General features: G+C 70.1%; 31 protein-coding genes. 13 read left to right on the forward strand and 18 right to left on the reverse strand.

Features of this window, described 5'->3' with window-relative positions:
• Positions 1-85: 85 nt before the first annotated feature.
• The 8 genes from QFZ27_RS05305 to QFZ27_RS05340 form a co-directional block, all read right to left on the reverse strand.
• Complete coding sequence (locus QFZ27_RS05305) at positions 86-1,369, reverse strand: aminotransferase class III-fold pyridoxal phosphate-dependent enzyme (RefSeq protein WP_429225048.1); 1,284 nt, start codon at positions 1,367-1,369, stop codon at positions 86-88.
• Positions 1,370-1,377: 8 nt separating this feature from the next.
• Complete coding sequence (locus QFZ27_RS05310) at positions 1,378-2,139, reverse strand: cytidylyltransferase domain-containing protein (RefSeq protein WP_429225049.1); 762 nt, start codon at positions 2,137-2,139, stop codon at positions 1,378-1,380.
• Positions 2,136-3,401: an aldo/keto reductase gene (locus tag QFZ27_RS05315; RefSeq protein ID WP_429225050.1), complete on the reverse strand. Its 1,266-nt coding sequence runs from the start codon at positions 3,399-3,401 to the stop codon at positions 2,136-2,138. The genes QFZ27_RS05310 and QFZ27_RS05315 overlap by 4 nt, the downstream gene beginning before the upstream one ends.
• Complete coding sequence (locus tag QFZ27_RS05320; RefSeq protein ID WP_429225051.1) at positions 3,398-4,174, reverse strand: GNAT family N-acetyltransferase; 777 nt, start codon at positions 4,172-4,174, stop codon at positions 3,398-3,400. The genes QFZ27_RS05315 and QFZ27_RS05320 overlap by 4 nt, the downstream gene beginning before the upstream one ends.
• Positions 4,175-4,407: 233 nt before the next feature.
• Positions 4,408-5,346, reverse strand: a complete 939-nt coding sequence (locus QFZ27_RS05325) for an electron transfer flavoprotein subunit alpha/FixB family protein (protein ID WP_429225052.1) — start codon at positions 5,344-5,346, stop codon at positions 4,408-4,410.
• 17 nt (positions 5,347-5,363) lie between these two features.
• A complete protein-coding gene (locus QFZ27_RS05330) occupies positions 5,364-6,113 on the reverse strand; it encodes an electron transfer flavoprotein subunit beta/FixA family protein (protein WP_429225053.1) in 750 nt (249 codons plus the stop codon).
• Positions 6,114-6,284: 171 nt separating this feature from the next.
• Positions 6,285-6,767 (reverse strand): hypothetical protein, encoded by a 483-nt coding sequence (locus QFZ27_RS05335; protein ID WP_429225054.1) that lies wholly within the window; start codon positions 6,765-6,767, stop codon positions 6,285-6,287.
• Between the two features lie 78 nt (positions 6,768-6,845).
• The gene (locus QFZ27_RS05340) at positions 6,846-7,442 is read right to left on the reverse strand and encodes an SCO family protein (protein WP_429225055.1); all 597 of its coding nucleotides are present in this window, start codon (positions 7,440-7,442) and stop codon (positions 6,846-6,848) included.
• A gap of 99 nt (positions 7,443-7,541) precedes the next feature.
• Here QFZ27_RS05340 and QFZ27_RS05345 point away from each other — a divergent pair, with 99 nt between their 5' ends.
• Complete coding sequence (locus QFZ27_RS05345; protein ID WP_429225056.1) at positions 7,542-7,715, forward strand: hypothetical protein; 174 nt, start codon at positions 7,542-7,544, stop codon at positions 7,713-7,715.
• A gap of 6 nt (positions 7,716-7,721) precedes the next feature.
• Here the strand turns inward: QFZ27_RS05345 and QFZ27_RS05350 are convergent, their stop codons facing one another.
• From QFZ27_RS05350 to QFZ27_RS05360, 3 genes are read right to left on the reverse strand one after another with little or no spacing between them, the layout of a single operon-like run.
• Positions 7,722-8,348, reverse strand: a complete 627-nt coding sequence (locus tag QFZ27_RS05350; RefSeq protein ID WP_429225057.1) for a hypothetical protein — start codon at positions 8,346-8,348, stop codon at positions 7,722-7,724.
• Between the two features lie 13 nt (positions 8,349-8,361).
• The gene (locus QFZ27_RS05355; protein WP_429225058.1) at positions 8,362-9,267 is read right to left on the reverse strand and encodes an AEC family transporter; all 906 of its coding nucleotides are present in this window, start codon (positions 9,265-9,267) and stop codon (positions 8,362-8,364) included.
• On the reverse strand, positions 9,264-9,959 hold the full coding sequence (locus tag QFZ27_RS05360) for a phosphatase PAP2 family protein (RefSeq protein ID WP_429225059.1): 696 nt from the start codon (positions 9,957-9,959) through the stop codon (positions 9,264-9,266). Before QFZ27_RS05360 ends, QFZ27_RS05355 begins: the two co-directional genes overlap by 4 nt.
• 228 nt (positions 9,960-10,187) lie before the next feature.
• On the opposite strand from QFZ27_RS05360, the gene QFZ27_RS05365 reads away from it, so the two are divergent.
• The 4 genes from QFZ27_RS05365 (at position 10,188) to QFZ27_RS05380 (ending at position 12,458) form a co-directional block, all read left to right on the forward strand.
• Positions 10,188-10,451 (forward strand): metal-sensing transcriptional repressor, encoded by a 264-nt coding sequence (locus tag QFZ27_RS05365; RefSeq protein WP_088153075.1) that lies wholly within the window; start codon positions 10,188-10,190, stop codon positions 10,449-10,451.
• A gap of 16 nt (positions 10,452-10,467) precedes the next feature.
• On the forward strand, positions 10,468-10,653 hold the full coding sequence (locus QFZ27_RS05370; protein WP_429225060.1) for a hypothetical protein: 186 nt from the start codon (positions 10,468-10,470) through the stop codon (positions 10,651-10,653).
• A 17-nt stretch (positions 10,654-10,670) separates the two neighbouring features.
• Positions 10,671-11,660, forward strand: coding sequence for a CDF family Co(II)/Ni(II) efflux transporter DmeF (gene dmeF / locus QFZ27_RS05375; protein WP_429225061.1), 990 nt, complete (start codon positions 10,671-10,673; stop codon positions 11,658-11,660).
• Positions 11,661-11,756: 96 nt separating this feature from the next.
• On the forward strand, positions 11,757-12,458 hold the full coding sequence (locus QFZ27_RS05380) for a hypothetical protein (RefSeq protein ID WP_429225062.1): 702 nt from the start codon (positions 11,757-11,759) through the stop codon (positions 12,456-12,458).
• A 59-nt stretch (positions 12,459-12,517) separates the two neighbouring features.
• On the opposite strand, the gene QFZ27_RS05385 is transcribed toward QFZ27_RS05380, so the two are convergent.
• The 3 genes from QFZ27_RS05385 to QFZ27_RS05395 form a co-directional block, all read right to left on the reverse strand.
• Positions 12,518-13,015 (reverse strand): peptidylprolyl isomerase, encoded by a 498-nt coding sequence (locus tag QFZ27_RS05385; protein ID WP_429225063.1) that lies wholly within the window; start codon positions 13,013-13,015, stop codon positions 12,518-12,520.
• Between the two features lie 136 nt (positions 13,016-13,151).
• Complete coding sequence (locus tag QFZ27_RS05390) at positions 13,152-13,784, reverse strand: hypothetical protein (protein ID WP_429225064.1); 633 nt, start codon at positions 13,782-13,784, stop codon at positions 13,152-13,154.
• A gap of 55 nt (positions 13,785-13,839) precedes the next feature.
• Positions 13,840-14,319 carry an Lrp/AsnC family transcriptional regulator gene (locus QFZ27_RS05395; protein ID WP_429225065.1) on the reverse strand — a complete coding sequence of 160 codons (480 nt, stop codon included), beginning with the start codon at positions 14,317-14,319 and terminating at the stop codon, positions 13,840-13,842.
• A gap of 189 nt (positions 14,320-14,508) precedes the next feature.
• On the opposite strand from QFZ27_RS05395, the gene QFZ27_RS05400 reads away from it, so the two are divergent.
• Positions 14,509-15,528, forward strand: coding sequence for a S1C family serine protease (locus QFZ27_RS05400; RefSeq protein ID WP_429225066.1), 1,020 nt, complete (start codon positions 14,509-14,511; stop codon positions 15,526-15,528).
• Between the two features lie 13 nt (positions 15,529-15,541).
• On the opposite strand, the gene QFZ27_RS05405 is transcribed toward QFZ27_RS05400, so the two are convergent.
• Complete coding sequence (locus QFZ27_RS05405; RefSeq protein WP_429225067.1) at positions 15,542-16,147, reverse strand: hypothetical protein; 606 nt, start codon at positions 16,145-16,147, stop codon at positions 15,542-15,544.
• A gap of 94 nt (positions 16,148-16,241) precedes the next feature.
• Between QFZ27_RS05405 and QFZ27_RS05410 the strand changes: the two genes are divergently transcribed.
• Positions 16,242-16,499 carry a hypothetical protein gene (locus QFZ27_RS05410; RefSeq protein ID WP_429225068.1) on the forward strand — a complete coding sequence of 86 codons (258 nt, stop codon included), beginning with the start codon at positions 16,242-16,244 and terminating at the stop codon, positions 16,497-16,499.
• Here QFZ27_RS05410 and QFZ27_RS05415 read toward each other — a convergent pair whose 3' ends face one another.
• Together QFZ27_RS05415 and QFZ27_RS05420 are read right to left on the reverse strand one after the other, a co-directional pair.
• A complete protein-coding gene (locus tag QFZ27_RS05415) occupies positions 16,500-17,186 on the reverse strand; it encodes a TetR/AcrR family transcriptional regulator (RefSeq protein WP_429225069.1) in 687 nt (228 codons plus the stop codon).
• A gap of 39 nt (positions 17,187-17,225) precedes the next feature.
• Positions 17,226-18,107: a DMT family transporter gene (locus QFZ27_RS05420; protein WP_429225070.1), complete on the reverse strand. Its 882-nt coding sequence runs from the start codon at positions 18,105-18,107 to the stop codon at positions 17,226-17,228.
• A gap of 76 nt (positions 18,108-18,183) precedes the next feature.
• Between QFZ27_RS05420 and QFZ27_RS05425 the strand changes: the two genes are divergently transcribed.
• Positions 18,184-18,765: a CGNR zinc finger domain-containing protein gene (locus tag QFZ27_RS05425; protein ID WP_429225071.1), complete on the forward strand. Its 582-nt coding sequence runs from the start codon at positions 18,184-18,186 to the stop codon at positions 18,763-18,765.
• Between the two features lie 9 nt (positions 18,766-18,774).
• Here QFZ27_RS05425 and QFZ27_RS05430 read toward each other — a convergent pair whose 3' ends face one another.
• Positions 18,775-19,341, reverse strand: a complete 567-nt coding sequence (locus QFZ27_RS05430) for a putative glycolipid-binding domain-containing protein (protein ID WP_429225072.1) — start codon at positions 19,339-19,341, stop codon at positions 18,775-18,777.
• 253 nt (positions 19,342-19,594) lie between these two features.
• Between QFZ27_RS05430 and QFZ27_RS05435 the strand changes: the two genes are divergently transcribed.
• From QFZ27_RS05435 to QFZ27_RS05455, 5 genes are all read left to right on the forward strand, one after another.
• Positions 19,595-20,953: an NAD(P)-dependent oxidoreductase gene (locus tag QFZ27_RS05435; RefSeq protein ID WP_429225073.1), complete on the forward strand. Its 1,359-nt coding sequence runs from the start codon at positions 19,595-19,597 to the stop codon at positions 20,951-20,953.
• A 38-nt stretch (positions 20,954-20,991) separates the two neighbouring features.
• Entirely contained in the window at positions 20,992-21,300 is a 309-nt protein-coding gene (locus QFZ27_RS05440; protein WP_429225074.1) for a type II toxin-antitoxin system Phd/YefM family antitoxin, read from the forward strand.
• Positions 21,297-21,752, forward strand: a complete 456-nt coding sequence (locus QFZ27_RS05445; protein ID WP_429225075.1) for a PIN domain-containing protein — start codon at positions 21,297-21,299, stop codon at positions 21,750-21,752. Before QFZ27_RS05440 ends, QFZ27_RS05445 begins: the two co-directional genes overlap by 4 nt.
• Before the next feature lie 67 nt (positions 21,753-21,819).
• Entirely contained in the window at positions 21,820-23,100 is a 1,281-nt protein-coding gene (preA, locus tag QFZ27_RS05450; RefSeq protein ID WP_429225076.1) for an NAD-dependent dihydropyrimidine dehydrogenase subunit PreA, read from the forward strand.
• Positions 23,101-23,198: 98 nt separating this feature from the next.
• Positions 23,199-23,720 (forward strand): hypothetical protein, encoded by a 522-nt coding sequence (locus QFZ27_RS05455; protein WP_429225077.1) that lies wholly within the window; start codon positions 23,199-23,201, stop codon positions 23,718-23,720.
• Positions 23,721-23,734: the final 14 nt, after the last annotated feature.

Consider the following 23,734-nt stretch of genomic DNA (forward strand, 5'->3'; position numbering starts at 1 on the left):
TTCACCGCCGGCAGGGGCGGTGAAAGAGCCACCCCGTCGGTCCGGGAGAGATCCCGGCGGCGGGGTGGTCTCGTTTTGGGTGCCCTTACCGGACGCGGAACAGTGGCACCAGCGGCTCGCAGCGCAGTTCGGCCCGCACCCGTTGCTGGCCGATCGCTGCCGACAACAGGGCGAACACCTCGTCATAGATGGTCAGCACGCGGTCGACATCGGCCCGGCTGTGGGCATAGCTCATATTGTGGCTGCCGAGCGAGAGCAGGCCGCGGGCGAAGATCTCCTGCAGCCATAGGGTCTTGATCTCGAAGGCGCTGGCGTCCGCTTGGTCCTTGATCAGGAGGAAGGTCCAGGACGGATGGCCGGACAGCGACAGCACCTCGCCCAGCTTGTGCCGCTCGATCAGCGCCGCGGTGCCGTCGCGCAGGCTGGTGCCCAGTTCGGCCATGTGCCGGGTGACCGGCTCGCGCACTACCTTGTCCAGCGTCGCCCGGGCGGCCGCCAGCGACAGCGTCTCGCCGCCCATGGTGAAGGAGAAGAAGATCTCCTCCATCTCCATCATCAGATCGCGCCGGCCGCACACCGCCGACAGCGGATAGCCGTTGGCGATGCCTTTGCCCAAGGTGGTCAGGTCGGGGGTGACGCCGAACAGCTCCTGCGCCCCGCCATTGGCGACGCGGAAGCCGGTGATGGTCTCGTCGAACACCAGCACCGCGCCGTGCCTGGTCGCCCGCTCACGCACCCCTTGCAGATAGCCCGCGGCCGGGAAGGCGACGTTCATCGGCTCCATCACGATCGCGGCCACGGCATGCTCGTCCAGCAGCCGGTCCAGCGCCGCCAAATCGTTGTAGGGGAAGGTGTGGGTCAGGGCGCGGGTCGATTCCGGCACGCCACGGTTGCGGGCGGTGGCGCCGATATACCAGTCCTGCCAGCCGTGATAGCCGCAGACCAGGATGTGGTCGCGGCCGGTGTAAGCCCGCGCCACCCGGACCGCGCCGGCAGTGGCGTCCGACCCGTTCTTGCCGAAGCGCACCATCTCGGCCGACGGCACGATCGCCACCAGCCGCTCGGCCACCTCGGCCTCCAGCGGGCTCGACAGGCTGAAGATGGTGCCGTGGTCGACCTGCGCCTTGACCGCGGCGGTGACGTCCGCGTCGTTGTAGCCCAGCGTCACCGAGGCCAGGCCGTTGATGAAGTCGATGTATTCATTGCCGTCGACGTCCCACAGCTTGCTGCCCTGGCCGCGGGCAGCGAAATAGGGCGACACGCCGAGCGGATACTGCGTGACGCTCTTGCTGAAGGTCTGGGCGCCCAGCGGGATGGTCTGCCGGGCCCGGTCGAGCATCGCCTCGGATGCCGCATAGCGTTCTGCCACTGTGGTCCTCACGGTTTGGCGGCGTCCCGGGCGAGCGAGCGCTCCAGGCCCTCGTTCCGCCGGTGGGCGCGGTTGAGCGCGGCGATCTCGGGATGCGCCGCCAGGAAAGCCAGGATGTCCTCGGTGCCGAAGGCCGGGTTGGCCGGGTACAGCGCGGCGTAGACTGCCCGCACCATGGCCAGGTCCTCCGGCGTGTCGACGGTCCAGCGCTGGTCGGACAGGTCGGTGTCGCCGACCAGGCTGCCCAGGCGGAACCGCTCCGGCCGGGTGTAGATGAAACGGGTGACGTGCTCGCGCTCGGACGGCAGGGTCGCCTCGCGCCACGCCGCCTCCAGCACCTCGGCGCGCATCACCTCGGCGTCAAGCCCGTCGGGCCAGCGCGGCGTCAGCGTATTGCAGGAATGGTCGTAGCCGCCGGCGACATGCATCTCGACCAGCCGGTCGATCAACCCCGGGTCGATCAGCGGGCAGTCGCCGGTCAGGCGCGCGACTTGGTCAACGCCCCGGCCGGCCATGGCGGCGTGGAACCGATCCAGCACGTCGTCCAGGCTGCCGCGGAAGCACTCGATGCCGATCCGGGCGGCCAGCTCGGCCAGCGCATCGTCGGCGGGGTCGATGCTGGTCGCCAGCAGCAGCCGGTCGATCGTCCGGCAGCGCCGCAGCCGCTCGATCTGCCGCGCCAGCATCGGTTTGCCGAGCAGGTCGGCCATCACCTTGCCGGGCAGCCGCGACGAGGACATCCGCGCCTGCAGGATCGCCAGCACCGTCATGCCCGCTCCCAATAGCTCTTGTCGTCCAGGATGAAGCGCCCCTCCGCCCGGGTCCAGCCGGCGCGCGCGAAGGGCTCCGCCTCGGCCGCGGTCAGGCGGCGCAGCCCGAACTGCTCGAAGGCCAGCCGCGCGGTCAGCGACACCGCCTCGTCTTGCCAGGCGGCTGGCATGTCTCCCGCGTCCTGCAGGGTCAGCACGGCCTCGCCCGCGGCCGGGTCGACCGGGCCGATCCGGACGGCACCGCGGGAATCGCCGCCCTCCTTCGGCTGGACCGCCAGCACCGTGGTCTCGCCGGAGGCCGCCGGCCGCAGCGCCACGGCCGTGCCGGTCAGGATCGCGGCCGGGCGGCCGCCGGACGGCCACAGGGCCGGGTTCAGCACCAAGTCGTCGGTCGATTGCACCGGCGCCACCGGCGGCGGGGCCGCGGCCGCGGCGCGAATGAGGCCGGCCAGCTCCTTCGGCCGGGTCACGCCGACCAGGACGGTGCCGATCTCCGGCCGCCCGATCGCTGCGCCCAGCGCCGCGGCCAGCGGATCGGCGCCTGCAGCGGCGACAGCATCACGCCAACGCCCGACCAGCGCCGCGGCCTGTGGCGAGACGCCGGCGGCACGGCCGGGCGGGGCCAGCAGCAGCCCCTGCAGGAAGACCGACCGGGCGTGGAGCTCGATCCCCAGCGCGGCCAGCGCCGCCAGTCGCGGCGGGCCGATGCGGCCGTCGACCGCGTTCCAGGGCAGTTGCACGATGTCGAGCGGATAGCGGTTCAGCACGGCGGCGAGCTGCCCGGCGCTGTAGATCGAGGCGCCGATACGCTCGACCTCGCCGGCCCGCTTCAGATCCTCCATCGCCGCCCACAGTGCCGGGCCGCCGGGCCGCATCAGGTCGTTTGCGTTGTGGGTCAAAAGGCCGGCCAGCCGGTCGCGGCGAAGCTTCAGCCGCGACTGGGCGAAGGCGTCCAGCACGGCGCGCCGGATATCTCCTCCCTCACGCAGGCCGGCCAGATGCGGCGTCTTGGTGACGATGCGGAAGCGGTGCGCCGCCGGCAGCACCTCGCCCAGCACCTGCTCGGCGGTGCCGTAGGCCGGAGCGGTGTCGAGCACGCCGATGCCGGCCGCGGCCGCCGCCTCCAGGATCGCCGCCACATCCTCCGGCGGGCAGATGCCGCGGTCGTTGGCGATGCCGTAGTCGAGCCCGAACTGGGCGGTACCGAGGCCGAGCGCCGCGGCACCGCGCCAAGGTGGCGAGGCGTGCGGTGCGGCGCTCAAGATCCGGCCAGGCGGCGTCTCGGCGCGGCCTCGGCGCCATTCCCTTCGAGGACGCCGCGCTCAACCGCCTCGATCTCGGCCTTGTACAGCGGCAGCTCGCGGTCCAGGAACTCGGCGAGCCGACTGGCAAAGCCGTGCTTCGGCATCGCCTTGAGCAGCCGCAGCATGGCGTCGTTGCCGGGCCAGAGCTGGCCGCCGCGCCGGGCTCTCACCGCCTCGTAATCCTCGTACAGGCAGCTGATCATCACCGCGTTGTCGACGGTCTCGCGCCCCTTCACGAAACCGCGCCGCATCACCCCGTCGGTGAAATAGCCAAGCAGCTCCAGCCACTGGTTCCAGCGTGCCAGTCCGGGATGGGCCTGGCCGGCCCAGATCCGGTCCAGCCCCATGCGCTGGAAGGCGTGCTCGGTCACCCGTGCCATGGCCTCCAATTGCATCAGCTGGCGTCCCGGCGGCGCTTTGCCGACCACCAGCGAGATCTGGGCCGAGCGGGCGATCCAGTCGATCGCCGACAGCGAGATGATGCCGTAGAGCGGCCCGCCGCCCTTGCCGCAGATCAGCACGGCGAAACGGTCGCGCTTGCGGATCGATTCGAGGAAGCTGCGCTGGTCCTCGACATGGTTCGGGTAGATGCCCTGGGACAGCCAGCGCGTCGTCCGGGCATCGTTGAACCAGTCGGCCCAGCCATCGGTGATCGCCTGCTCGGACGGGACGCAGAGATCGACGGTCTCGCCCTCGATGAAGACGGAATAGCACGGCGTCTCATCCGGCATACGGCCGAATCCTCCTGCTGCTCTGCGGTCGCGCGCGGGGGCCGGCCCGGCGCCTGCCGGAAATCCCTTTGCCCTGGCGCAGCACATTCTGCAAATCGGCGATCCGCAATCGGTGGTCGAAACTTGGCTAACAGCAGCGAACAACCGGCCGGTCCTGTCAAGCGGAACCGGCAGCAAAAAGGCGCATCCCGAAGGATGCGCCTTGTGCCGCGAACGGCGGCCGGGCGGCCGCCTCAGCCCTTCTTCAGCTCGGCCTCGAGCTCCGGGATCAGCTTGAACAGGTCGCCGACCAGGCCGTAGTCGGCGACCTGGAAGATCGGCGCCTCCTCGTCCTTGTTGATGGCGACGATGACCTTCGAATCCTTCATGCCCGCCAGGTGCTGGATCGCGCCGGAGATGCCGACGGCGATGTACAGGTCCGGGGCCACCACCTTGCCGGTCTGGCCGACCTGGTAGTCGTTCGGCACGTAGCCGGCGTCGACCGCGGCGCGGCTGGCGCCGATGGCGGCACCGAGATGGTCGGCGATGCCCTCGAGGATCTTGAAGTTCTCGGACGAGCCCATGGCGCGGCCGCCGGAGATGATGATCCGGGCCGAGGTCAGCTCCGGCCGCTCGGACTTGCTCAGCTCCTGGCCGACGAAGCTCGACAGGCCGGCATCGGGCTTGGCCTCGACCGCCTCGATCGCGGCCGAGCCGCCCTCGGCCGCCGCCGCCTCGAAGGCCGTGCCGCGCACCGTGATCACCTTGATCGAGTCGCTCGACTGCACCGTGGCGATGGCGTTGCCGGCATAGATCGGCCGCTCGAAGGTGTCCGGCGAATCGACCGAGGTGATCTCGGAGATCTGCTGCACGTCGAGCAGTGCTGCAACGCGCGGCAGCAGGTTCTTGCCGGCGCTGGTCGCGGTCGCCAGCACATGGCTGTAGCCCTTGGCCAGGTCGGCCACCAGCGGGGCGACGGTCTCGGCCAACTGGTGCTCCAGCGCGGGAGCCTCGGCCAGCAGCACCTTGGCGACGCCGGCCACCTTGGCCGCGGCCTCCGCCGCCGGGCGGGCATTGGCGCCGGCGACCAGCACATGGATGTCGCCGCCGATCTTCTGCGCCGCGGTGACGGCGTGTAGCGTGGCGGCTTTCAGCGTGGCGTTGTCGTGGTCGGCAACGATCAGGATCGACATGTCTTTGTCCCCGCCCCTCAGATCACGCGCGCTTCGGTCTTCAGCTTGGCCACCAGCTCCTGCACGCTGGCGACCTTGACGCCGCCCTTGCGCTTCGCCGGCTCGACCACCTTCAGCGTCTTCAGCCGCGGCGCCGGATCGACGGCCAGGTCGGCCGGGATCACGGTGTCCAGCTGCTTCTTCTTCGCCTTCATGATGTTCGGCAGCGAGGCGTAGCGCGGCTCGTTCAGGCGCAGATCGGTGGTGATGATCGCCGGCAGCTTGACCCGGATGGTCTCCAGCCCGCCATCGACCTCGCGGGTCACCAGCGCGGCGCCGTCCTCCAGCACCAGCTTCGAGGCGAAGGTCGCCTGGCCCCAGCCCAGCAGGGCCGCCAGCGCCTGGCCGGTCTGGTTGGCGTCGTCGTCGATCGCCTGCTTGCCCAGGATCACCAGCTGCGGCTGCTCCTTGTCGACCAGCGCCTTCAGCAGCTTGGCCACGGCCAGCGGCTGCAGCTCGACATCGGTCTGCACCAGGATGCCGCGGTCGGCGCCCATGGCCAGGGCGGTGCGGATCGTCTCCTGCGCCTGGGCCGGGCCGATCGACACGGCCACGACCTCGGTCGCCTTGCCGGCCTCCTTGGCGCGGATCGCCTCCTCGACCGAGATCTCGTCGAAGGGGTTCATCGACATCTTGACGTTGGCCAGGTCGACGCCGGACCCGTCGGCCTTGACCCGGACCTTGACGTTGAAGTCGATCACCCGTTTCACCGGGACCAGGATCTTCATCGGCTCGCACTCCATCGGACGGCGCTTTTCGCGCTGCAGAAAGACGCTTTTAGAGCCCGCGGGCGGGATCGGCAACCGGCCCGGGGCAGATAGCGAACAGAGGCCCGATTTCCGGGCCCGGGGTCCATCCGGTCCGCGACGGTTTGTGCTCCGCCGCCGACGGCGGGCCGATTACGGCTTCGGCTGGCCGGGGTCGAAGGTCGGCCCGCCCATGCAGGGCGCGACGATGTCGGAGCATTGGGCGGTGCGGAGATAGCCGCCCGAGGTGCGGTAGCGGACCTCGGCGACCCGGCCGTCGACCAGGGTGAAGGTGGCCTCGCAGTAGTTCGGGTCCAGCGCGCTGGTGCCGATCTTCTGGCCGACGCCGGAATTGACCGGCTCGATGCCCATGCCGCTTCCGGCCGAGCCGCCGAAGGCGCCGATGCTGGCAGCCTCGTCCGCGGCCATGCCGGCGCTCTGATAGGTCAGGTAGTGGGTGTTGCCGGTGCTGCGGCTGCGCGACGGCGCGCCGGCGCAGGACAGGAGGCGGGCCTCGCTCAGCCCGACCAGGTCGCTCTGGGCCGTCAGCGCCTGCTGCTGCCGGGCCTCGCGGTCTGAGCAGCCGTTGAGGACGAGGAAGGCGATCCCGGCCAGGACGGCGTAGCGAAGGGTCATGAGGCAACTCCCGAGAACGAGCGACAGGGTGCGGCCACGATAGCACGCCAGGCAGGATCGCAACCCCGTTCGTGCCGGTCAGAGCTGTTTCGAGATTCTCTGGGCCATGTCCTGCGGCGACAGCTGCGGCGGCAGGATGTCCAGCACCTGCCAGTCCGGCCCCATCATGTAGACGAAGGCGGAATGGTCCATCGAATAGGCGCCGTCCTTTTGCGGCGCCTTCTTGTAGTAGACGCGGAAGGCTTTGGCCGCCTGGGCGATCTGGTCGGCCGAGCCGGTCAGGCCGACCATGCGCGGGTGGAAAGCCTGGGCGTATTGGCCGACCACTTCGGGCGTGTCGCGCTCCGGGTCGACGGTGACGAACACCGGCACCACCCCCTCGGCCTTCGGCCCCAGCGCATCCAGCGCCGCCGCCATGGTCGACAGCTCGGTCGGGCAGACATCGGGGCAGTTGGTGAAGCCGAAGAAGACCAGCGCATCCTTGCCGGCGAAATCCTTCTCGGTGACCGGCTTGCCGGCCTGGTCGACCAGTGCGATCGGGCCGCCGACCGAGCCGAAGCCCTGGCCGACAACGCCGCGGCTGCCGGGAGGGCCGAGCCAGAAGGTCACGGCCGCCGCGATGGCGATCGCCGGCACCGCCAGTGCCAGGATCCGCAGGATCCGCTTCGTCCACATCTCGACCGGCCTTCCCCCGTGAGTCATTGTCCGCCGTCATAGGCCCTGCGTCCTTCCGACGGAAGCGCGCGCGGCGTCGCAGAACGGATGGAGCAACTCATGGCGGACAGGGCGCAGCCCGGAGCGGCCGGCGGCGATGCGGATGCGGAAAGCGGCTCGGTCGGCGACGACAACCGCGGCCGGGCCCTGGTGGCGCTGGAGATCATGCGCCGTCGCGGCCTGATCGACCCGGCCACCTATGAGGCGCGCAAGCGGGAGATCGAGGCGGGCTGACGGCGATCAGGGCTTCGGATGGAAGAAGGATTGCGGCTTGAGGTCCTCGATCCGGAAGACACCCGATCCAGCGATCACCTGGCCGGCATCGAGGGTCAGCCCCCGCGCCGTGCCGGCGCCCTTCAGGACGGCACCGCGGGCATCGGGATCGGGGTCGGAGAACGGCGCGCCCGCACCGAGGCTGCAGTCGTCGACGGTGATCGCACCGAGCACCTGGCTGCCGGACCCCAGCGTGCTGCGACCCTGGATCGTGGAGCCGGAGAGGTAGCGCCCGCTATCGCCGATGGCGATCGCGGCGCCGGGCCGGTTCGCCCTGGCGGTAAAGCCGCCCTCGCCGAAGCGGTTGCCGCTGCCGATGCGGATCGCGCCGGTCTCGGCCGCAATCAGCGTCCCGCTACGGAGGATATTGCCGTCGGCCAGCGCCAGCGCGGCCTCTGGCTCGCAGCTCAAGGTGACGCCGGGATGGAAGACGTTGTCGCGCCCGATCTCGGCCCGGCAGGCGATCAGCACCGAGAACGGGTCGAGGATCAGGTTGCCGCGATCGGCCAGCGCCATGGTGTCGGCGAGCGGGAGAAAGCCGAGGGCGCGGCGGGCATCGTCGATGCGGGCGATCAGGGCGGCATCAAGGGTCATCGCGTCTCTCCGATCAGCCGGGCTGGGCCATCAGGACGGCCAGCAGCACCGGCAGGGTCAGCAGGCTGATGATGGTGCCGACGACGACGGCGCCGGCCACCTCCTCCACCGGGCCGCCATAGCGGGCGGCGAACAGGTAGTTGAACACCGCCGGCGGCATCGCCGATTGCAGGATCAGGATCGCCGCGGTCGGGTGCGGGATGCTGAACAGCCAGGCCACGCCGTATCCGGCGGCCAGGCCCAACACCAGCCGCAGCCCGGCCAGCCACAGCGCATGCCCGAGATTGGCGATGCGCAGGCTGGCCAGCGACACACCCAGCGCGATCAGCATCAGCGGCAGGGTAACGCCGCCCAAGAGCTCGGTGGCATTGGCCAGCCAGCGCGGCGTGTCGATGTCGCCGGCGGCGAAGACGATCGCCAGCAGGATGGCGTAGATCGTCGGCGTCCTGAGGATCTCGGTCCAGCGGCTGTGGCCGGAGGCGCAGGAGACGCCGACGGTGAACTGCAGCAGGGTCATGGCGGCGGAGAAGGGCAGGGCCAGAGCCAGCCCCTCGTCGCCGAAGGCGAAATAGGCGATCGGCAGGCCGAGATTGCCGGCATTCGGCAGCATCACCGTCGGCAGCAGCGGCCGCACCGTCCGGCCGGACAGGTACAGCGCGAAGCCGCCGACCAGGCCGCAGGCGAACACCGACAGCATGGCCAGCCCGGCCTGGCCGATGATCTCGCCGGCCGGGACATGGAATTTGGTCAGCGTCGAGAACACCAGGCAAGGCGAGCCGACATAGGTTACCAGCCGGGTGACGAAGCCGAGGTCGAAGGGGTGGCGCGACCGGGCCCAGACATAGCCGACCCCGGCGGCGGCCACCACCGGCGCCAGCACCGGGACCAGGGCGGCGATCAGCGCGATCATTGCGGTCATCGCACGATCGCAATCGGGCCGCCGGTCGCCTCCAGGCAGCGGCGCACGGCCAGCGCCACCACCACGCCCAGCCAAGCGCCGGCGACGATGTCGGCCGGGTAGTGCGAGGTCACGACCACCCGGCTCAGCGCCACCAGCCCGCCCAGCAGGGCGAAGGCCCAGCCCCAGCGCGGGAACAGGATCCACAGCGCGGCCATCGCCGTGGCCATGGTCTGGGCGTGGCCGGACGGGAAGCTGTTCGAGAACAGGTCCCAGCCGAAGGGGTGCGGCGCAAAGGCGTCCTGGCGGAACAGGTGGCGCGGCCGCGGCCGGCCGATCACCGCCTTCAGCAGCCAGTTGCTCAGGGTCGTGCCGACCAGTGCGGCCAGCATGAAGCCGAAGCCGCGGGCCCGCTTCAGCCGCTGCGCCCGGACATCGCCGTAGGCGGCCAGGAAGGCGGCGAAGCGAAAGCCGAGCCAGCCCAGGATCGCCACCGCGTACCACCAGATGCCAAGGCCGATATCGGTGAACACCTTCACCGCGGCGATGATCTCGGAGCCGCGATGCGCCTCGAACCACAGCGCCGCAGGCCGGTCGGCGAGGACGACCAGCACGGCGCAGAGCACGGCGACGGCGATGCCGCTGGCCAGCACGGGCCGGTGCACCCAGCCTGGTGCGGTGTCCTGCGCCGCGATGGTCTCCGATCGATCCACTGTCCCTCCGATATGTCCGTCGTTTACGACGGAACCGAGGTGCCGAGAAACGGCATTCCGGGCATCCGAGAGTCGCGGATCTGCAATGACTGGCTGTGCACGCCATTTAGCAGCATTGATCCGAAGAGACATGTATTTAACCGCAGGCAGATATCACACCGTCGTTTGGGTGCTGCCTGCGACCAGCTGTCGCTTGCGCTATCCCCTCCAGGGGGATAGGTTAATTTCATGAGCCATGCCAACAATCCCGAGATCCTCGGCCGGCTGAAGCGGGCCCAAGGGCATCTCGCCGCCACGCTGCGCATGGTCGAGGCCGGCGAGGACGGCCTCGCCATCGCCCAGCAGCTCCAGGCCGTGGTCAAGGCGGTGGAGAAGGCGAAGACAATGCTGATCCTCGACCATGTCGATCACTGCGTCGCGCATCTGGCGAATGGAGCCGAGGGCCGTGACGCCCGGCTCGCCTCGCTGCGCGAGATCACCAAGTATCTGTGAGGGCATCGAGACCATCATGTGCTGTCGCGTCGCCGTCGAACGGGTCTATCGCGAGCTCTGTGCCCGGGCCGAACCGCCGGAATGGGCCTTCGAGGCCGCCCTGACCCTGTATCGCCACAACCATCCCGAGGTGCCGGTCGCAGTGGCCACGCGCGATGTCTGCGACTGGACCGGCCACCCGGCCATGCTCCTGCTCCATTGAACCCCCGGGAGGCGGCGATGCACAGCCATTCCCTCGACGACTGGCGGCACGACCACCTGTTCCTCGGTGCCGACCACGCCCGCAACGAGCGCCGCACCCGCTGGGTGGTGGCGCTGACCGCGGCGATGATGCTGGTCGAGATCCTCGGCGGCCTCGCCTTCGGCTCGATGGCGCTGCTCGCCGACGGGCTGCATATGGCGACTCATGCCGGCGCGCTCGGCGTCGCCGCGCTGGCCTATCGCTACGCCCGCCGCCATGCCCGCGACCCGCGCTTCGCCTTCGGCACCGGCAAGCTGAGCGACCTCGCCGGCTTCGCCAGCGCCCTGGTGCTGGCGGTGGTGTCGGTCGGCATCGGTTGGGAATCGGTGGTGCGCCTCTTGAACCCGGTCGCCATCGCCTATGACGAGGCGATCGTCATCGCGGTCGTCGGCCTCGCCGTCAACATCGCCAGCGCCTGGCTGCTGCACGATGGTGACCACCACGGCCACGGACATCACGACCATCACCATCACGACCACGGGCATCACGATGCCCATGATCACGGCCACTCCCGCCACGAACACGGGCACCACGACCGCGATCACAATCTGCGCGCGGCTTATTTCCATGTCTTGGCCGATGCCGTGACCTCGGTTGGCGCCATCGTCGGCCTGCTTGCCGGCCGCTTCTACGGTTGGGCCTGGATGGACGCGGTCATGGGCATCGTCGGCGGCATCATGATAGCGCGCTGGTCCTGGGGGCTCTTGCGCGATTCGGGGGCGGTGCTGCTCGACACCGTGCCCGATCCGGGCTTGGCCGACTCGATCCGCGACCGGCTCGAGACCGGCGGCGACCGCATCGCCGACCTGCATCTTTGGCGCGTCGGCCCCGGCCATGCCGCCGCCATCGTCGCCCTGGTCAGCGACCGGCCGCTTCCGCCGGCCCAGTACAAGGCCCGGCTCGGCGGCCTGCCCGGCCTGTCGCATGTCACGGTCGAGGTGAATCGCTGCGACCACGTGGCGGCGTGAAGCGGCCCTGCGGCGGATTGCCGTGGCGCCTTCCGGACGCGCTGCAGCCATCCTGCGCGGCGCCGGATTCGGCCGGCTGAAACCAGGAGACCAAAGGTGCGCCGCCTGCCGATCGTCGCCGCTGCTGCCGCTTTGGTGCTGACCGCGCCGCTCGCTTTGGTCCGGGCCGAGGTGGCGAGCAACCAGGAGGCCGGCGTCGCCGCCCTGTCCGACCGGCTGGCGCTGACTGCGCTGGTGCAGTCGCTGCGCGCCGGGCTCGGCGCCACCGACAGCGCGACCCTGTTCCTGGAGGATTGGTGCGGCCGCTACGGCTTGGCGCCGACGGCCAAGATCGTCGCCAGGCGGGTGCCCGGCGAAGTGCCGCTGACCGAGGCGCAACGCCAGGAGTTGGAGATCACCGACACGGCCGAGCCGGTGGTCTATCGCCGGGTCCAGCTGGTCTGCGGCGACCAGGTGCTGTCCGAGGCCGACAACTGGTACCTGCCGAACCGGCTGACGCCGGAGATCAACGCGACGCTGACCGGCAGCGACACGCCCTTCGGCCGCGCCATCCGGCCGCTCGGGCCGTCGCGCCGGACCCTGTCCTCGGCCGTGCTGTGGCAGGCCCTGCCGGAGGGGTGGGAGCGGATGCCGTCGGTGGCGTTGGCCGGCTGGGCCGCCGCGGCGCCGGCCCCGGCCTATGACCCGGCGGCCTCGCTGTTCGAGAACCGGGCGATCGTGCTGCGCCAGGACGGCAAGCCGATCTCCGAGGTGCGCGAGACCTACAAGATGCCGCTGATCGCCTTCCGCTTCCGCTGAAACGCAGAAGCCCGGCCATAAGGAGCCGGGCTTCGCTTCGATCTATCGGTAGCCGTGCCTTACTTGACGTCGGCGGCGACCTGCAGCTTGACGATCTTGTCCGGGTTGGCCGGCGGCTCGCCGCGCTTGATCTTGTCGACGAACTCCATGCCCTCGACCACCTGGCCCCAGACCGTGTACTGGCCGTTCAGGAAGCTGCCGTCGGCGAACATGATGAAGAACTGGCTGTCGGCGCTGTTTGGGCTCTGCGCCCGGGCCATGCCGAGGGTGCCGCGCTTGAACGGCGTCTGGCTGAACTCGGCGTCGATCTTCTGGCCGGAGCCGCCCATGCCGGTCCCGGTCGGGTCGCCGGTCTGGGCCATGAAGCCCTCGATCACGCGGTGGAAGACGATGCCGTTGTAGAAGCCCTGCCGCACCAGCTCCTTGATCCGGGCGACATGCTTGGGCGCGAGGTCGGGGCGCATCTCGATCACCACCCGCTCCTTACCGGCCTGATCCAGGTCGAGATAGAGGGTGTTTTCGAGGTCGCGGGCCGAAGCCCCTTGGGTGATGGCCATGGCGAGGAGAAGACTCCCGAGAAGTTGCAAGAAACGCGTCATGCGCTGGGCGCTCCGGACGGGTCGCGAAAGGTGGCCAGAAACAAGCACGGGTCGCGCTTCGGGGCAACCCGGTGCGGCATGCGGCCCCGGCGGATCAGCAACCGTCAGCCGTGTCAGGCCCGCCGTAGCTCCTGGTCAACGGCAGGCCGTATTGCTTCAGCAGAGCCTTCTCGGCATGGCAGAACCTGGTGGTGGACTGGACCGTCTCGACCGGCTGGAACATGTCGCTCGTGGTCCCGACCTCCTCGCCCGGCACCAGCTTGAATACGGTATAGTCGACCAGGCTCGGGCCGGGGATGCCCTCCTCCGGATCGAAGCCGCGCTGGGCGACGAAGACGAAGGTGCCGGGCTGGCTGTCGATCTTGCCGCGGACGAAGCGCACGCTGCGCACCACGTCCTCGCCGGTGTGCGGGTCGTCGCGGATGGTATCCTCGAAGCCGCCGCCGTCCCGGGTCAAGGTGTCGAAGCCCACCACCTCCGGCACGCCGCTGTTGCCCGCCATCAGCACCAAGTACAGGTCATAGCCGTGGGCGTTGCCATTCTCGCGCCAGCCCAGGGTGACGATGGCGCTGCGGCCGTCCGGCGCGAAGCGCTCGATCGTGTTCGACCCCGGCTTCAGCGGGATCGGCACCAGGTCAGTGAAGCGGTGCTTCGCCGGTTCGGCGGCCGCAGCCGGTCCAGCCATGCCGAGGGCGAGAAGGGCGGCCAGCAGCGGGCGGAAGGTCATGGTCGGTCTCGTCTGAATCGCAGGGGTGGAGGATGGGGTGGCGAATGCGGCGTCCTCAGGGCATCGGCGGCAGCGGCAGGCGGCGGCTGTCCTTGATGGTGTCGAGCACGATGCGCGAGCGGATGGCCGACACGCCGTCGATCCGCATCAGGCTGTCCATGATGAAGCGCGACAGGTCCTTCAGGTCGGGCGCCACCACGCGCAGCTCGTAATCGGCGTCGCCGGTCACGGCGCAGCATTCGACGATCTCGGGGTGGCGCTGCACCGCCTCGCGGAAAGCCTCGGCGGTGAAGGCGCCATGCTTCTCCAGCGTGATCGAGATGTAGGCGGCGACCGACAGGCCGATGCGGTCGGGATCCAGCAATGCCGCGTAGCCGCGGATCACCCCGGCCTCCTCCAGCCGCTGCAGCCGCCGGGCGCATTGCGACGGCGACAGCAGCACACGCTCGGCCAAAGCGATGTTGCTCATCCGGGCGTCGTCCTGCAGCGCCGCCAGGATCCGCCAGTCGAAGCCGTCCAGCGCGTCCATCGCCATCTCCGGGCATCCTTGCCGTGACTGATGCGCGAATCGCGCATGCCGCGGACCATACGCCGGGCCGCCATCCTCGTCAGCCCGGCGGCTCGGCATGGTTCTGTTCCCCTTGGGTTCTCCTCCCGGCATGCCTACATCTTCGGAACGGGACGCGCCGGCCGGTGCCGTCCCTTCCGCTCCCAAGGTCCTGCCATGCCCGGCTACGAAACCCGCTTCCTCCTCGACGCCTCGGCGCCGGGGCCCGAGGCCTCGACGCCATCCGCTGCTTCTACGGAGGCCGCCGCGCTCGACGCCTATTCCCGTACCGTGATCGACGCCGTGCGCGCCGCCGCGCCCTCGGTCGTGCATCTCCGTGTCTCCGGCAAGGGGCCGGACGGTGCGCCGGTGCCGCAGGGCAGCGGCTCCGGCGTGATCTTCACCCCGGACGGCTTCGTCCTGACCAACAGCCATGTGGTGCACGGCGCGGTCTCGATCACCGCGACGCTCAGCGACGGCCGCAGCGTCGTCGCCTGGCCGGTCGGCGAGGACCCGGACACCGATCTCGCGGTGCTGCGCCTGCATGACAGCGTGCCGGGCTGGGCGCCGCTGGGCTCCTCCGCCGCGCTGCAGGTCGGCCAGCTGGTGGTCGCCATCGGCAACCCGCTGGGTTTCGAGGCGACGGTGACGGCCGGCGTGGTCAGCGCCCTCGGCCGGTCGCTGCGCGGCCGGTCCGGCCGGCTGATCGACGGTGTGCTGCAGACCGATGCGGCGCTGAATCCCGGCAACAGCGGCGGCCCGCTGGTCGACGCGCTGGGCCGGGTGGTCGGCATCAACACCGCGATGATCGCCGGCGCTCAGGGCCTGTGCTTCGCCATCGGCAGCGACACCGCCCTGCTGGTGGCGTCGGAGATCATCCGCCATGGCCGGGTGCGGCGCGCCTCGCTCGGCATCGCCGCACAGACCATCCGGCTGCCGCGGCCGACACAGCTGGCGCTCGGCCTGCCGGCCGCGGGTGGCGTGCGGGTGGCGGAGCTGCTGCAAAGCGGCGCCGGGGCCGCGACGCTGCGCGTCGGCGACGTGATCCTGGCGATCGACGGGCATCCGGTCGACGGCGTCGACGCGCTGCATCGGCTGCTCGGAGTGGATCGGGTCGGCGTTGCCACCGCCCTGCGCCTGTTGCGCGACGGCCGGGTGCGGGAGGTATCGGTGACGCCGCGCGAACGGGTGGGTTGATCCCGGTCGCCGGCTACTCGAACTTGGTCGCCATGCTGGCGCCGTAGCCGATGATGCCGCCGCCGGTCAGCGCCACCGCCGGGATGTCGTGGGCCTCGATGTTCCCGAAGTCCTTCTCGCGGGTGTAGAAGCCGGCGCGGGCATATTGCGCGTCATAGTACTCGCCCAGCCGCTTGGCATAGGCCAGCTGCTCCGGGCCGTCGGTCGGCTGCTTGGCTTGTTCCTGGATGTAGCTCTGCAGCGCGACATTGACCTCGCGCTGTGAGGCGATGGCCGTGCCGGGATACAGCTTCACCCGCTCGGCCATGAAGCCGGCGGCCTTGGCCTCCGCGGCGTCGTTCTGCTTCGCCGACACCCGCTTCAGCCCGTCCCAGGCGTCGGCGAGGTCCGGCCAGGCCATGCCGGCCTGGCGGTAGAGGCTCTTGGCCTCGCCGGGGTTACTGGCCTCGGCGGCCTTGGCCTGGGCCAGCAGCGCCTCGCCGCGGCTCTGGTCGAAAGCGGCTTCGCCCTGGACGGCGCCGCTCTGCAGCACTGTCGGCGGCAAGGCCGGCTGATACGGCTCGGCGGCGCAGGCGGCGAGGGCGAACAGGGCCAGCGGGGTAAGGAGGCGCAGATTCATGGTCCATCCTTAGCGCAAACCGGCGCGCGCCGCCACGCACGCGTCGCGACGACGGCCTGTGATAGAATGGGGCCGGACTGTAAGGATGGTACGGATGAGCTTCGCGATCCCGATCCTGCTGGTTCTGCTCTTCGGCTTCATCGTCTATCGCGTCCTGGCGCCCTCCCGACCGCGCGCCGGGGCCGGCGGGGCGGGCTCCGCCAGCGTTCCGGCCTGGGTGCTCGGCGGCGGCGCCTCTATAGGGGGCCAGGCGGGCGCGGAGGTCACTTGCGGCCCCGATTCGAACGGCTCCAACGCGGGCAGCTGCGGCGATTCGGGCGGTGGAGATGGTGGCGGGGGCGGCTGCGACTGATCAACCGCCGCGCGGCGGCTTCAGGCCGCAGCCGCGCAGGATCAGCCCGGTGACGTGCCGGCCGGCGATCAGGAAGACGTCGTCGTCCATCGTTTCGCGCCCCAGCACGGCCCGGATCTGGGCCTCGAAATCGGCATAGGTCTGGGTCACGGCCCACAGGGTGAAGACCAGGTGCCGGGGGTCGACCGGCGCCATCCGGCCGGCGGCGATCCAGCCCTCGATCACCCGCGCCTTCTCGTCGATCGTCCGCTTCAGCTTGCCCGACAGGTAGTCGGCGACCTGCGGCGCGCCATGGATGATCTCGTTGGCGAACACCTTCGACGCCAGCGGCCGGCTGCGCGACCAGCGCATCTTGTCGCGGATATAGGCGGCCAGCGCCTCGGCCGGGTCGCGCTCGGGCACCAGATGGTCGAAGGCGTCGACCCACAGGTCGAGGATGCGGGCCAGCACGGCGCGGTACAGCGCCTCCTTGGTGCCGAAATAGTAATGGACATTGGCCTTGGGCAGGCCGGCGCGCTCGGCGATGCCCTGCATGGTGGCGCCGGAGAAGCCGGCCTCGGCGAACACGCCCTCGGCGGCGTCCAGGATCTGCGCCTCGCGGGCCCGGCGCAGGCGGCTGCCCGCGTTCGGCCGCGGCGAGTCCAGGCCGGTGTCGTCCGGCGAATCCAGCATCTCGGCATCGGTCATGCCGGCATCATCGGCCGGATGGCCGGCGCCGTCGATAGGTCAGCGTGCCGGCTCCGCGGCCCCCGGGCGGGGCGGCGCAGCCGGTTCTGACTCGCCCCGCCCGGCCAGCGCGATGCCGGCGATGATGAAGACGCTGCCGACCAGGGCGGCGGCCTGCGGCACCTGGCCCAGGATCGGCCAGGCCAGCAGCGTCGCTACCACCGGCTGGCCGTAGCCGGCGATGGCGGAGAAGCCGGCGTCGAGCGTCCGCAGCGCGCGGGCGACCAGGATCTGGGCGGCGAAGGCGATCAGCGCCTGGGCCGTCAGATTGAGCCAGCCGGACGCCTCCGCCGGCAGGATCCGGTCCTGCAGCAGCGCCACCGGCAGGGCGCCCAGCGCGGCGCCGACCAGGGTCCAGAAGGTGACGGTGGCGGCGTCCTGCCGTCGGCACAGCGCCGCCGAGATCAGGAAGCAGACGGCGTAGAACAGGGCGGCCAGCAGCGCCATGCCGTTGCCCAGCAGGTCGCCGCCGGCGGCGCCGCGGGCCCCGGCCAGGACGGCGATGCCGAGAAAGGCGATCAGTCCACCGCCGACCACCCGCCCGTCCGGCCGGCGCCGCCACCACAGCGCCGGCAGCAGCGCCACCAGCAGCGGGTAGATCATCACCAGCAGCGTCGCCTCGAGCACGCTGGTGCGCACGATCGAGGCGTTCCACAGCACCAGGTCGGCGGCCAGCATCACCCCGGCCAGCAGGGCCAGGCCGATGTCCCGCGCCGGCATGGAAGGCGACCGCCAGGCCAGGATCGCGGCCGGAACGCAGCTCAGCGTCAGGCGCCAGAAGGCGGTGGCGGCGGGGTCGACCGGACTCAGGCGGATCAGGATCGGACCGATCCCCGACAGGCCGACGCCGGCATAGAGCTGGCCGAGGGCGTTCCAGCGCATCGTAACCACCTTTCTCGCGTTTGCTGGTAACGATATAGGTCTCGCTGAAACCTGTCAAAGTGGCTATGCTGGTTTCATGTCATCGGACCAGCCGACGCCTCCCGAGCTGCCCCTGGTCGGCGGCTTCGCCTGCCTGGACTACTGCAACACCCTGTCCGGCTGGGGTGGGCCGGGGCCGCGGGAACGCGCCGGCGACCCTGCCGCGCTGGCCGCTTGGTGTGCGCAGGCCTTCGGCGAGACGCCCCAAATCGACCGGGAGGAGTGGTCGCGGCTGATCCGGCTGCGCGCGACGCTGCACGCGGTGTTCGACGCCATCGCGGTCCGGGTCGAGCCGCCTGCGGAGGCGGTCGTGTCGCTGCAGCAGGAGGTGGCGGAGGCGGCGTCCCGCCGGCGGCTGACCGTCACCGCGGCCGGCGGCGCCTGGCGGGATGAGCCGCCCGTCGACGGCGCGGCGGTGCGGCATCGTCTGGCGATGGACGCGCTCGACCTGCTGCTCCGGGGCGAGCCGGCGCGGCTGAAGCGCTGCGCCGGCCATGAATGCGCCTGGCTGTTCTACGACCGCAGCAAGAACGCCAGCCGGCGCTGGTGCCTGATGAGCGACTGCGGCACTACCGACAAGGTCCGCCGCTTCCGCCAGCGGCAGCGATCGGGGGCGTGAGACCGGCTGTCACCCCACCCGGCGGTACAGGCCGGGATAGTCCAGCACCAGCTCGTTGGCGTCGGTGCTGATTTCGGCGGTGAAGCCGCTGCCGTCTAGCGATTCGTAGCGCCAGCGCCGCAGCGCCAGGGCGGTGTAGCGCTGCGAGGCGGCGAAGGGCGTCAGATCCGGCAGCGGCAGATAGGCCACCTTGATCTCGGCCGATTCGCCAGGCCCCAGACCCAGCCGCCGGATCGGCAGGGTGTTGGTGAAGGGCGTCGCCACCAGGTCGACATCGATGCAGCCGTCCAGCTGCGGCAGCGGCGTGCCGTCGCCGGTGGTCCAGGCGCCGCCGCCATCGGCCAGCAGCCGCAGCCGCCGGTCTCCGGCATGATCGGTCACCGCCACCGACCGCACCCGCCATTCGGCGTCCATCACCATGGCGTAGCTCAACGCCCACTCGATGCCCCCCGACTCATGATTGGCATCGCCGCCGATCACCACGCTGTCGGCCTGGATCCAGGCACCGCTGCGGTGCAGCCGCAGATGCTCCAGGCCGATGCCTTCGGCCGGGACCCACCGGACATGTCGATCCATGCGCCGTCTCCCGTGCGCCTGTTCCTATCGTTCTCGAAACGTTCCTAGCATGATTCGGTCCCTCGCAACAAACGAGATTGAGACTGATTCTCAATTCAAAATAGAGTTGACCGTTTGGTCAGGTTCTCGATACCGTCTCGCCAGGTGAGGCGCGGGGCCGCAGTGGAATCCGGGAAATCCGGGCGCGGCTTCAGGCATGACGGACGGGATCGACGGGCGGAGGGCCGGTCGGGCCGGCCATCGGAGGCTGGGAATGACGACGGGATCCGACATCGCGGCCGGGCGCCTCGGCGCCGACCGCATCGCCGAGGACTTCGCGGAGATCCATCCGCCGCTCGACCGGCGCACCGCGCTGATCGAATCCAGCCGCTGCTATTTCTGCTACGACGCGCCCTGCATCGAGGCCTGCCCGACCGGGATCGACATCCCGGCCTTCATCAAGGGCATCGCCACCGACAATGTGAAGGGCGCGGCCCAGGCCATCCTGACCGCCAACATCATGGGCGGCATGTGCGCCCGGGTCTGCCCGGTCGAGGAGCTGTGCGAGGACGCCTGCGTCCGCAACCACCAGGAGGAGAAGCCGGTGGCGATCAGCGCCCTGCAGCGCTACGCCACCGACCATGTCTTTCTGCGCAACGAACAGCTGTTCAGCCGCGCGCCCTTGACCGGCCGGCGCGTCGCCGTTATCGGCGCCGGCCCGGCCGGCCTCGCCTGCGCCCACCGCCTCGCCGTGCTCGGCCACGACGTGGTGGTGTTCGAGGCCAAGGCAAAGGGCGGTGGGCTGAACGAATACGGCCTCGCCGCCTACAAGATGGCGGACGGCTTCGCCCAGGCCGAGCTGGCCTATATCCTCGAGATCGGCGGCATCGAGATCCGCACCGGCATGGCGCTGGGCCGCGACATCTCCTTGAGCGAGCTGCGCCGCGACTACGACGCCGTGTTCCTCGGCCTCGGCCACAACGCCGTCAACGCGCTGGGCTGCGACGGCGAGGCCCTGGCCGGGGTGGAAAGCGCGGTCGACTTCATCGCCCGGTTGCGCCAGGCCGCGGACAAGGGATCGGTGCCGATCGGCCGCCGCGTGGTCGTGATCGGCGGCGGCAACACCGCGATCGACGCCGCCACCCAGGCCAAGCGGCTGGGGGCGGAGGAGGTGACGCTGGTCTACCGCCGCGGCGCCGAACAGATGTCGGCCACCTGGAAGGAGCAGGACTGGACCCAGGTCAACGGCGTCACCGTCCGGCACTGGGCCCAGCCGCGCCGCATCCTGGGCTGGCCGGCCAACGGCCGCGGCCCGTCGGTCAAGGAGGTCGAATTCGAGCACACCCAGCTCGACGCCCAGGGCCGCCTGACCGGCACCGGCGACCGCTTCACCGTGCTGGCCGACCAGGTCTTCACCGCCATCGGCCAGTACCTCGTGCCCTCCGCTTTCGCCAATGAGGCGGAGACGCTGGACATGGCCGGCAACCGCATCGCCGTGAACGAGGACCGGCAGACCTCGCTGGCCGGCGTCTGGGCCGGCGGTGACTGCGTGCCGGGCCAGGACCTCACCGTCAGCGCCGTGCAGGACGGCAAGCTGGCGGCGCTGTCGATCGACCGGGCGCTGCGGCGCTGAATGTGCTACATAGGTAGTGCATTCGGAGGAGTGACGCCATGAGCGACGGGTCCAGCACCACCATCACCCTGCGCGAAGCCAATCAGGGCTTCGCCGAGATGATCCGTGCGGTCGAATCCGGCCAGGAATTCGTCATCACCCGCCGTGGCGAGCCGGTGGCCCGGGTCGTGCCGGTGTCGCGCCGGCGCGTCCTGACCCCCTCGCAGCAGGCGGCGCTGGAACGGACGCGCGAAAGGATGGCGCAGGGATTCGATCTGGGCGGTTGGCCTGGCCGCAACGCCATCTACGATGAACGAGACGATGAGCTGGCGCGCAGGCGTGCCGAGAGCAGGCGTGGCGATAAATGAGCCGTCGCTTTTCGATCGACGCCAACATCCTGTTCTACGCGATGGACCAGACCGATCCGGTCAAACACCGCCGCGCGACCGATATCGTCGACCGCTCGGCGGATGCGGATTGCGTCATGACGCTTCAGGTGCTGGGAGAGTTCTTCCACTCGAGCTCGCGCAAGCGGCCGCGCGAACGCACCGTCATGGCCGAACAGACCCGGGATTGGCTGGAGCTGTTCCCGGTCGTCTCGTCGACGCCGAAGCTGCTGCCCCAGGCGCTGCAACTGGCCGAGCAGGGCCAAGTGTCGTTCTGGGACGCAATGCTGGTGGCGACCGTGGCTGAAGCCGGCTGCACCACGCTGCTGAGCGAGGACATGGCGGATGGCGTGGCGCTGGGCGGCGTCACCGTGCGCAACCCGTTCCGCGGCGACCGGCTGCCGGACGAGATCGAGGCGCTGTTGACGGTTTGACCCGGCCGGCGCCGCCGGTCGGACGGAAAGCGGCCGCAGAGCCGTTGGATTTTGGCAGGAGGCTTTGATGGCCGATCTGAGCAACGACTTCCTGGGGATCCGCTCCCCGAACCCGTACTGGCTGGCCTCGGCGCCGCCGACGGACAAGGAGTACAACGTCGTCCGCGCCTTCCGCGCCGGCTGGGGCGGGGTGGTGTGGAAGACGCTGGGCGAGGATCCGCCCGTGGTCAACGTCTCCTCCCGCTACGGCGCCGTCAGCTACAACGGCACCCGCGTCGCCGGCCTGAACAACATCGAGCTGATCACCGACCGGCCGCTGGAGCTCAACCTGCGCGAGATCAAGCAGGTCAAGCGCGACTGGCCGGACCGGGCGATGATCGTGTCGCTGATGGTGCCGTGCGAGGAGCAGAGCTGGAAGTCGATCCTGCCGCTGGTCGAGGACACCGGTGCCGACGGCATCGAGCTGAACTTCGGCTGCCCGCACGGCATGTCGGAGCGCGGCATGGGCTCCGCCGTCGGCCAGGTGCCGGAATATGTCGAGATGGTCGCCCGCTGGTGCAAGCAGTACACGCGCATGCCGGTGATCGTGAAGCTGACGCCGAACATCACCAACATCCTCGGCCCGGCCCGGGCGGCCAAGCGTGGCGGCGCCGACGCGGTGTCGCTGATCAACACCATCCAATCGATCGTGTCGATCGACCTCGACCTGATGGCGCCGACGCCGACCGTCGACGGCCTCGGCACCCATGGCGGCTATTGCGGCCCGGCGGTGAAGCCGATCGCGCTGCGCATGGTCGGGCAGATCGCGCGCGACCCGGAATGCCAGGGCATGGCGATCTCTGCGATCGGCGGCATCTCGACCTGGCGCGACGCGGCGGAGTTCATGGCGCTGGGCGCCACCAACGTCCAGGTCTGCACCGCGGCGATGACCCACGGCTTCAAGATCGTCGAGGACATGTCGTCCGGCCTGGCCAACTGGATGGACCAGAAGGGCTATGCCGGCACCCGTGCCTTCCAGGGGCTGGCGGTGCCGAACTTCGTCGAATGGCAGGACCTGAACATCAACTTCAAGTCGGTCGCCAATATCAACCAGGACGCCTGCATCCAGTGCGGCAAGTGCTACATCGCCTGCGAAGACACCTCGCACCAGTCGATCTTCAAGCTGCGCACGCCCGAGGGCGCGCGGCGCTATGAGATCAACGAGGCGGAGTGCGTCGGCTGCAACCTGTGCATGCATGTCTGCCCGGTCGACAACTGCATCACCATGGAGGCGGTCGACACCGGCCGGCCCTATCTGAACTGGCAGCACCACCCCAACAACCCGATGCGCAAGGACGCCGCCGAATAACCCCTTACTTTGCTGCAATTTGGCATCGTCGGCTCGGGAGCGATCGGTCATGATGGCGCCCTTCCGATCATCCGATACGAAAAGAAGCGAGGGGTACAATGGCTGTCATGCGACGCGCGGTGCTGGTGGGGATCGTGGCCGCGGTGCTCGCCGGATGCGCCGGCAAGGAGCCGGCATCCGGACCGGTGGCGGAGGCGAAGATCGACGATTTCGCCGGCTCCTGGATCGGCTCGAGCCAGCAGGAGGTGCAGCGCGCCTCGGCGGTGATCGTCGAGCCGCGGACCGATGGCGGCTTCCGGCTGTTCTGGCGCAACGTCCAGGCGGGCGACGGCACCGACGGGCTGGAGTTCCGCGAGCGCGAGCTGGTCTTCCAGTCCTCGACCCGGCCGAACTTCTGGACCGCCACGGTCCCGGCCGACCGCGCCTATGCCACCGCCAGCCTGTCGGGCCCGACCCTGACGGTCGAGGTCGTCGGCACCACCAAGGAAGGCAAGGTCGAGCGCCAGCTCTACCGCCGCACCCTGGTCGACACCACCCATCTGAAGCTGGCCTATACCCGCGAGGTGGCGGGCCAGCCGGCCTCCACCATCGAGGGCGAGTTCATCCGCAAGCCGGCCTGATCGAAGGCCCACCT

The organism is Inquilinus ginsengisoli (assembly GCF_050434925.1).
GTDB classification, from domain to species: domain Bacteria; phylum Pseudomonadota; class Alphaproteobacteria; order DSM-16000; family Inquilinaceae; genus Inquilinus; species Inquilinus ginsengisoli_B.

Coding starts and splice junctions, on each gene's coding strand:
- QFZ27_RS05320 (WP_429225051.1), bottom strand. CDS start 4,174: ATGCCGGATGAGACGCCGTGCTATTCCGTCTTCATCGAGGGCGAGACC.
- QFZ27_RS05420 (WP_429225070.1), bottom strand. CDS start 18,107: ATGCGCTGGAACGCCCTCGGCCAGCTCTATGCCGGCGTCGGCCTGTCG.
- QFZ27_RS05455 (WP_429225077.1), top strand. CDS start 23,199: ATGGCTGTCATGCGACGCGCGGTGCTGGTGGGGATCGTGGCCGCGGTG.
- QFZ27_RS05330 (WP_429225053.1), bottom strand. CDS start 6,113: ATGAAGATCCTGGTCCCGGTGAAACGGGTGATCGACTTCAACGTCAAG.
- QFZ27_RS05340 (WP_429225055.1), bottom strand. CDS start 7,442: ATGTGGACGAAGCGGATCCTGCGGATCCTGGCACTGGCGGTGCCGGCG.
- QFZ27_RS05345 (WP_429225056.1), top strand. CDS start 7,542: ATGGCGGACAGGGCGCAGCCCGGAGCGGCCGGCGGCGATGCGGATGCG.
- QFZ27_RS05400 (WP_429225066.1), top strand. CDS start 14,509: ATGCCCGGCTACGAAACCCGCTTCCTCCTCGACGCCTCGGCGCCGGGG.
- QFZ27_RS05445 (WP_429225075.1), top strand. CDS start 21,297: ATGAGCCGTCGCTTTTCGATCGACGCCAACATCCTGTTCTACGCGATG.
- QFZ27_RS05370 (WP_429225060.1), top strand. CDS start 10,468: ATGTGCTGTCGCGTCGCCGTCGAACGGGTCTATCGCGAGCTCTGTGCC.
- QFZ27_RS05365 (WP_088153075.1), top strand. CDS start 10,188: ATGAGCCATGCCAACAATCCCGAGATCCTCGGCCGGCTGAAGCGGGCC.
- QFZ27_RS05415 (WP_429225069.1), bottom strand. CDS start 17,186: ATGACCGATGCCGAGATGCTGGATTCGCCGGACGACACCGGCCTGGAC.
- dmeF (WP_429225061.1), top strand. CDS start 10,671: ATGCACAGCCATTCCCTCGACGACTGGCGGCACGACCACCTGTTCCTC.
- QFZ27_RS05395 (WP_429225065.1), bottom strand. CDS start 14,319: ATGGCGATGGACGCGCTGGACGGCTTCGACTGGCGGATCCTGGCGGCG.
- QFZ27_RS05405 (WP_429225067.1), bottom strand. CDS start 16,147: ATGAATCTGCGCCTCCTTACCCCGCTGGCCCTGTTCGCCCTCGCCGCC.
- QFZ27_RS05350 (WP_429225057.1), bottom strand. CDS start 8,348: ATGACCCTTGATGCCGCCCTGATCGCCCGCATCGACGATGCCCGCCGC.
- QFZ27_RS05390 (WP_429225064.1), bottom strand. CDS start 13,784: ATGACCTTCCGCCCGCTGCTGGCCGCCCTTCTCGCCCTCGGCATGGCT.
- QFZ27_RS05335 (WP_429225054.1), bottom strand. CDS start 6,767: ATGACCCTTCGCTACGCCGTCCTGGCCGGGATCGCCTTCCTCGTCCTC.
- QFZ27_RS05355 (WP_429225058.1), bottom strand. CDS start 9,267: ATGACCGCAATGATCGCGCTGATCGCCGCCCTGGTCCCGGTGCTGGCG.
- QFZ27_RS05430 (WP_429225072.1), bottom strand. CDS start 19,341: ATGGATCGACATGTCCGGTGGGTCCCGGCCGAAGGCATCGGCCTGGAG.
- QFZ27_RS05385 (WP_429225063.1), bottom strand. CDS start 13,015: ATGGCCATCACCCAAGGGGCTTCGGCCCGCGACCTCGAAAACACCCTC.
- QFZ27_RS05410 (WP_429225068.1), top strand. CDS start 16,242: ATGAGCTTCGCGATCCCGATCCTGCTGGTTCTGCTCTTCGGCTTCATC.
- QFZ27_RS05435 (WP_429225073.1), top strand. CDS start 19,595: ATGACGACGGGATCCGACATCGCGGCCGGGCGCCTCGGCGCCGACCGC.
- QFZ27_RS05325 (WP_429225052.1), bottom strand. CDS start 5,346: ATGTCGATCCTGATCGTTGCCGACCACGACAACGCCACGCTGAAAGCC.
- QFZ27_RS05440 (WP_429225074.1), top strand. CDS start 20,992: ATGAGCGACGGGTCCAGCACCACCATCACCCTGCGCGAAGCCAATCAG.
- QFZ27_RS05425 (WP_429225071.1), top strand. CDS start 18,184: ATGTCATCGGACCAGCCGACGCCTCCCGAGCTGCCCCTGGTCGGCGGC.
- QFZ27_RS05310 (WP_429225049.1), bottom strand. CDS start 2,139: ATGACGGTGCTGGCGATCCTGCAGGCGCGGATGTCCTCGTCGCGGCTG.
- preA (WP_429225076.1), top strand. CDS start 21,820: ATGGCCGATCTGAGCAACGACTTCCTGGGGATCCGCTCCCCGAACCCG.